This window comes from Kitasatospora sp. NPDC032150, assembly GCF_055579945.1.
Map to the genome: position 1 here is coordinate 79,727 of NZ_JBVIMH010000033.1, position 6,478 is coordinate 86,204.

4 protein-coding genes are annotated in these 6,478 nt (G+C 73.5%); all 4 read right to left on the minus strand.

Features of this window, described 5'->3' with window-relative positions; translation table 11 throughout:
• Window positions 1-129 precede the first annotated feature (129 nt).
• Window positions 130-1,746 (minus strand): solute symporter family protein, encoded by a 1,617-nt coding sequence (locus ACZ5ON_RS29225; RefSeq protein ID WP_465598992.1) that lies wholly within the window; start codon window positions 1,744-1,746, stop codon window positions 130-132.
• Between the two features lie 11 nt (window positions 1,747-1,757).
• Window positions 1,758-2,210 (minus strand): DUF485 domain-containing protein, encoded by a 453-nt coding sequence (locus tag ACZ5ON_RS29230; protein WP_465598980.1) that lies wholly within the window; start codon window positions 2,208-2,210, stop codon window positions 1,758-1,760.
• Between the two features lie 284 nt (window positions 2,211-2,494).
• Window positions 2,495-2,905, minus strand: a complete 411-nt coding sequence (locus tag ACZ5ON_RS29235; protein ID WP_465598982.1) for a hypothetical protein — start codon at window positions 2,903-2,905, stop codon at window positions 2,495-2,497.
• Window positions 2,906-3,097: 192 nt separating this feature from the next.
• Complete coding sequence (locus ACZ5ON_RS29240; protein WP_465598984.1) at window positions 3,098-6,046, minus strand: helix-turn-helix transcriptional regulator; 2,949 nt, start codon at window positions 6,044-6,046, stop codon at window positions 3,098-3,100.
• Window positions 6,047-6,478 lie beyond the last annotated feature (432 nt).

Below are 6,478 nucleotides of genomic sequence, written 5' to 3' on the forward strand. Positions count from 1 at the left end.
CCGTGCCGGGTGTGTCGTCCACTGTCCGCATGGTGGACAGGTCGGCCTCCCGGCAGATCGGGCCCGCCCCCAACGCGGGTGCCGCTGCCGTCGCGCGACGGCAGCGGCACCACGGGACCGCAGAGTGGGCTAGTGCGCGCCGGCTCCGGTGAGCGAACGAACCTCCAGCTCGGCGTACTTGGCCGCCTGGTCGGCCTCGCCCCGGGAGAGCAGGGTGCCCGCCCAGCCGAGCAGGAAGCCGACCGGGATGGAGACCAGACCGGGGTTCTCCAGCGGGAACCAGGCGAAGTCCGCGTGCGGCAGCAGCGAGGTCGGCTTGCCCGACAGCACCGGCGAGAAGACCACCAGGACCACCGAGGTCAGCAGGCCGCCGTAGATGCTGCACAGCGCGCCGCGGGTGTTGAAGCGCTTCCAGAAGAGGCTGTACAGGATGGTCGGCAGGTTGGCCGAGGCGGCGATGGCGAAGGCCAGGGCGACCAGTGCGGCGGTGTTGAGCTTGTCGGCGAACATGCTCAGCACGACGGACACCGCGCCGATCCCGAACGCGGCCAGCCGTGCCGCCCGCAGTTCCTGCTGCTCGGTGGCTCGGCCCTTGCGGATCACCTGGGCGTACAGGTCATGCGCGAACGAGGAGGACGAGGCCAGGGTGAGGCCGGCGACCACGGCCAGGATGGTGGCGAACGCGACCGCCGAGATCACCGACAGCAGGACGGCTCCGCCGGTGCTCCCCGCCCCGCCGCCGAGCCGCTCGGCGAGCATCGGCACCGCGGTGGTGCCGGCCGGGTTGGACGCCTTGATGGCCTTGGGCCCGACCAGCGCGGTGGCGCCGAAGCCCAGCACCACGGTCATCAGGTAGAACACGCCGATGATGACGATGGCCCAGTTCACCGAGTGGCGGGCGGCCTTGGCGGTGGGCACCGTGTAGAAGCGGACCAGGATGTGCGGCAGACCCGCCGTCCCGAGCACCAGGGCGACGCCCAGGCTGAGGAAGTCCAGCTTGCTGACGGAGGTCGCACCGTACTTGAGCCCGGGCTCCAGGAAGGCCGAACCCTTGCCACTGGCCTGGCCGGCCGCGCCGAGCAGGGTGGAGATGTTCCAGCCGAAGCGGTGCAGCACCAGCACGGTCACCAGGGCCGCACCGGCCATCAGCAGCGCGGCCTTGACGATCTGCACCCAGGTGGTGCCCTTCATGCCGCCGACCGTGACGTAGAGGATCATCAGCGCGCCGACACCGAGGATGATCACCTGCTTGGCCGTGCCGCCGGACACCCCGAGCAGCAGCGCCACCAGCGAGGCGGCGCCGACCATCTGCGCGAGCAGGTAGACGATGGAGACCACGATCGTGGAGATCCCGGCGGCCGTGCGCACCGGGCGCCGGCGCATCCGGAAGGCCAGCACGTCGGCCATGGTGAACCGGCCGGAGTTGCGCAGCGGTTCGGCCACCAGCAGCAGCGCCACCAGCCAGGCCACCAGGAAGCCGATCGAGTACAGGAAGCCGTCGTAGCCGAACAGCGCGATCGTCCCGGTCACGCCCAGGAACGAGGCGGCGGACATGTAGTCGCCGGAGATCGCCAGGCCGTTCTGGAAGCCCGTGAACGAGCGCCCGCCGGCGAAGAAGTCGGAGGTACCGCTGGTGCGCCGGCCGGCCCAGAACGTGATGCCGAGGGTCACCAGGACGAAGGCGAGGAAGATGCTGATGATCAGGGACCGGTGCGCGCCCGCGCCCGCTCCGGCCGCCAGGGACATCTGGTCGAGGGTCACCGTGCGCACGTGCAGCCTTCCGGGTCGCGGCCGCCCTGCCGGGCGCCCGCCTGGTGGTCCTGGGTGTCGTCGAACTCGGCCCGCGCCAGCTCGGCCACCGGGTCGAGCCGGGTCGCCGCGTACCGGGTGTACAGCCAGGCGATCAGGAAGGTCATGGCGAACTGGAGCAGCCCGGCGACGAAGGCGACGTTGACGGTGCCGACGACCCTGACGGCCATCAGACGGTGCGCGTAGCCCGACAGCAGCACGTACGAGAGGTACACGGCCAGGAAGAGCGCCGTCATCCAGGCCGCGAACCGCCGGTAGCGGTGACGGAGCAGGGCGACGGCTTCGCCGTTCGCGACGGCCTGGTACCTGGTCAGGCGATCCGCCTCGCTCTCGGCGGCCGATCGGCAGTCACAGGGCGCATCGGCTTGCGAACTCCCTCGGGGTGGGCTTGTGTTGAGCATTTCTTCTCCGTGAGATGGTGCGCGGGCCGGGCCGGCTCGGCGGTGGCGCGGCCCGCGGGTGCGACGGTCGGCGGCCGGTCCGATGAGGGCATCGGATGTGACCGACGGGTGGTCGGGGAGCGGCCCGCGATCGCGGGTGGATCCGCCGACGGGGTACGTTCCGGGGAAGTCCGTCCGGGGCTCATCGCACCAGCCGCCGACACCGGGCGGCAACCGGTCGGCCGCACCTGGACCAGACCTTTCGGTCCGTCAGCTCTGTCCTTTCGGTGCCGCGGCCGCACGTGTTACGGCTGTCGGGGCTCGGCCAGTGCCACGGTGAACCGGTCCAGCTCCGGACGCCACACGCGGCGCACGTTCATCGGGGTGGGGACGGTGTCGCCCGGCAGCAGGAAGTGGAAGGAGCTCCACAACAAACGGTGGCGGAGGTCGGCGATCCGCTGCACCGCATCGTCCGGGCTGAGGGAGTGCACCAGTCTGCCCGGCCGGTAGCGCAGGGCGACGTCATGGACGTGGACGGCACGGGCGGTGACGGTGACGAAGTGGGAGTCGCGGACCACGCCGTCCAACAGGATGCAGGTCACCCACGGGTTGCGGCCGGGGAAGACAGCGAAGGTGGCGATCGGCGGATCCGCCGGGTCGATCAGCCGCACCGCCTCCTCGACCTGCTTCACCATCGTCGCCTTGCGCGGCGCCATCCGCCGTTCCTCCAAGCCGTCGCTGCCCGCCGCAGCTCGGGCGGCGGGCGTGGTCCGGCAGCCCAACCTAGGCAGCGGCGGGCCGGGGCGGATGACGGTCGGCACCGAAGGCTTTCGGCTCCTTCGGACGTTTCGGTCGGTGCACGGGGGTCTGGGGCCGGCACGGCACGCCGACCGGCCGAGCCTCGCCCGCTACGGTTCGGAGGCCAGGGTGGCCGCGCCGGCCGCCTCCCGGCACAGGGTCTCCGCGAGGCGGGACCGCCCGTCTATGCCGAGCTTGCCGTAGGTGTTGGTGAGGTGGACCTCCACGGTGCGCAGCCCCACGAAGAGGTGCTGGGCGATCTCACGGTTGGTCATGCCCTTCGCCGCCAGGCCCGCGACCCGCCGCTCGGTGGGGGTGAGCGCTTCCACACCCTGGAAAGCGCGGGTGCGCGGACGGTCGCCTGCCGCGCGCAGCTCGTCCAGCGCGCGTTCGGCCACCGCGTCCGCGCCGAGCCGGTGCGCGACGCTGGCCGCCCGGCGGAGGTGGTCCCGGGCCTCGCCCGGTCGGCCGGCCAGCCGGAGCCGCGCGCCCAGGTCGGCCAGTGCCTGTGCGTAGCAGAGCTGTGCGGAGGTCTCCGCCAGCAGCTCGCTCGCCTCGGCGAGCAGCTCCAGTCCGCGCGCGCCGCCGGTCACCAGGCCCATGGCGCGCAGCGCCACGCCGATGATCTCCGGCACACCCCACTCGCGGGCCGACCGCAGCTCCTCCTCGGCCGCCTTCCGGGCCGCGTCGGTCTCCCCGAGCGCGAGGAGGGCCAACGCGGCCTCGGAGCGCCACGGCAGGACGCCCGGCCCCGGCATGCCGCGGGCCTGCACCCGTCGTCCGCACAGCAGGAAGTCGGCGAGGCCGGCGCGCAGCCGGCCCTGGGCGACCCGCAGGCGGCCCCGGACCAGCAGCACGTAGTCGTTGGTCCAGTGGCCGTTCAGGTCTCCGGACAGATCGCCCCGCTCCAGGAGTTCGGCCGCGTACTCCACCTTGCCCTGCTTGGTCAGGGCGTCCATCAGGATGGCGAGCGGTGCGATGCAGTGGCTGTGCCGCAGATCTATGCCCGTCTCCTCCAGCGCCTCCAGGGCGTTCGCCGCGTCGGCCCGGCAGTGCGCCACCCGGCCGAGACGGCAGTGCACCCTGGCCCGGGCACTGCTGGCGACCGCGTACGCGAAGCCGGATCCGCGTGCGCGGGCGGCATCGAGGGCGGCGTCGGCGTACGTCAGGGCCAGCTCCGACCGGCCCGCCGCGCCGAGGGCGAGAAGTGCGCCCAGGTACACGCCGGATTCGTCGTCCACCGGATTCAGGCCGTGGCCCAACGCCTGCCGGGCGTACCGGACCGCCGCTTCGGGGTCACTGCCCGTCATCATCGCACGCACGCTCAGCAGCGCGGCCAGCGGCCGCTCCGCCGTGCTGTTCTCGGCGTCCTCGGGGCTCAACTCGTGCAGCCGGCGCAGCACCGAGGTGGCGGAGGCCGCCTGGCTCAGGCTGCCGAAGATGAAGTCGACCTCCAGGCGCAGCGCGTTCGCGGGGTCCAGATCGTGCAGTGCCGCGCTGGTATCGGTGAGCGCGGCCAGTCCCTCGGGATAGCGGTCGAGGGCGAACAGGGCCGCGGACAGCCGCCGGGCGGCCGCCGTCCGCTCGACCGGATCACGGGACAGCTCCAGGCCGCGCTGGAAGTGGCCGACCGCCGCCGGGACGTTCGAGGCCAGCTCGGCCCCGCCGAGACCGATCAGCAGGGATGCCCGGGTGGCTTCGGCGAGCGGCTCGCGCAGCGCCCGGCGCAGGAACAGCACGGCCTGCTCCGGCCGGCCCTGACGGGTCGCCTGGGACGCCGCCCGGCGCAGCACGTCGGCCGTGCCCCCGTCGCCGACCGGACCGAGCATGAGATGGCCGGCCGCCTCCGTGAGCGGGGCGTCCCGGTCGAGCAGCAGCCGCGCGGCGCGGCCGTGCAGCTCCTGCCGGCGGCTCGGGCGGATGGCGTCCGCGACCGCCTCGGCGACCAGTGGACAGCTGAAGCCGACCTCGTCCTCGGCCCGGACCAGCAGACCGGCGTGGACGAGGGTGTGGACGGCGTCCTCGGCCGCCGGCTGGGACAGCCCGGCGACCCCGGCGACCAGGTCGACGGTCGACCCGTCGCCGCCGAGCACGGCCGTGGCCCGGAGGACGGCGACGGCGTCCGCACCCGCCGAGGCGACCAGCCCGAGGACGGCGCGGCCGACCTCCGGCGGCAGAACGCCCCGGAGTCGGACCCCGGTCAGCGATCCGAGGTCCGGCCGCGCCGCGCCGACGGCGCTCAGCAGGGCGTGCAGCAGGTAGGAGTTCCCGCCGGTCGCGGCACGGCAGGCGGTCGCGAATGACGGAGCGGTCCCGGGGCCGAGCGTCTTGTGGACGATCGCCGCCACCGCCTCCTCGCTCAGGGCGGGCAGGGTGAGGCGGTGGCGGAACAGCAGACGGACGGCGCCGAGGGGATCGGCGGACCCCGGACCGTCGGCCTCCAGTGCGGCGGCTCCCGGCGCCAGCGTGGCGAGCAAGGTCAGCGGCAGGTTGCCGGCGCGCCGCAGGACGTAGTGCAGCCAGCGCAGCGAGGCCGGATCGGCCCAGTGCAGGTCATCGATGACGAGGACAAGTCGGCCGCGTTCGCTGAGGCGCACCGCCAGCCAGTACAGGCCGTTGAGCAGCGCCTCGTCAGCCGGGGCGGTCCCCTCCGCCGCCGTCGTGTCCGCCGGTGGTTCGAGCAACCGGGCGGCTGCCGCCGCGTGGCCGGCGAACAGCGACTGCCGGGACTCCTCGGACTCGCCGGCGACGGCGCGCTCGAACAGCTGCCGGACGACGCCGAACGCGAAGCCGCGCTCCGACGCCTCCCCGGACGCGGCCAGCACGAGGTCGCCGTCCCGGCGCGCCTGGTCCAGCCCGGCTCGCAGCAGAGCGCTCTTGCCGCTCCCGTGGTCACCCTCGACCAGGACGCTCGTTCCTCCGGTGCCCTGTTCGGAGAGCACCCGTACCAGGGTCTGAAGCTGGTCCTCACGGCCGATCAGCACGGGTACCCCCGACGGCTTCGAGCGCGGGTTGCCCGGTGGACGTCCGGCCGGCGACGGCAGGGCGGCTGCGGACACGGGTGGAACGGGGTGTGGGGGTACAAGATCGCTCGACGTGACTCGGGAACGGGCTGGCGGGGTGCGGTCTCCGCCAGCCGGGCCGTGCGGCCGTGACCAGGGGGCGGTCCCGTGCGGGCTCGGGGAGTGGCGGACACCGGCGGCACGCGCCGGTGTGGGGGACCGGCGGCGGTGCTCGCTCGCCGCGGATTCTGCCGCGCGGCCGCCATGCGTTTGTAAGTGATCGGTAACCGGCCGGGCCCGCCGGTCCCGTCCGCCGGGATCACCCATGGCCGGAGCGCGCAGCCCCTTTGCCGGTGGGGTTGCGCGCTCCGGGAGTCCGTGCGATCAGTCCTCGGTGTTGCCGGACGGCAGCTGGGACTGGATCAGGTTCATCACCGAGGAGTCGGCGAGGGTGGTGGTGTCGCCGACCTCGCGGCCCTCGGCGATGTC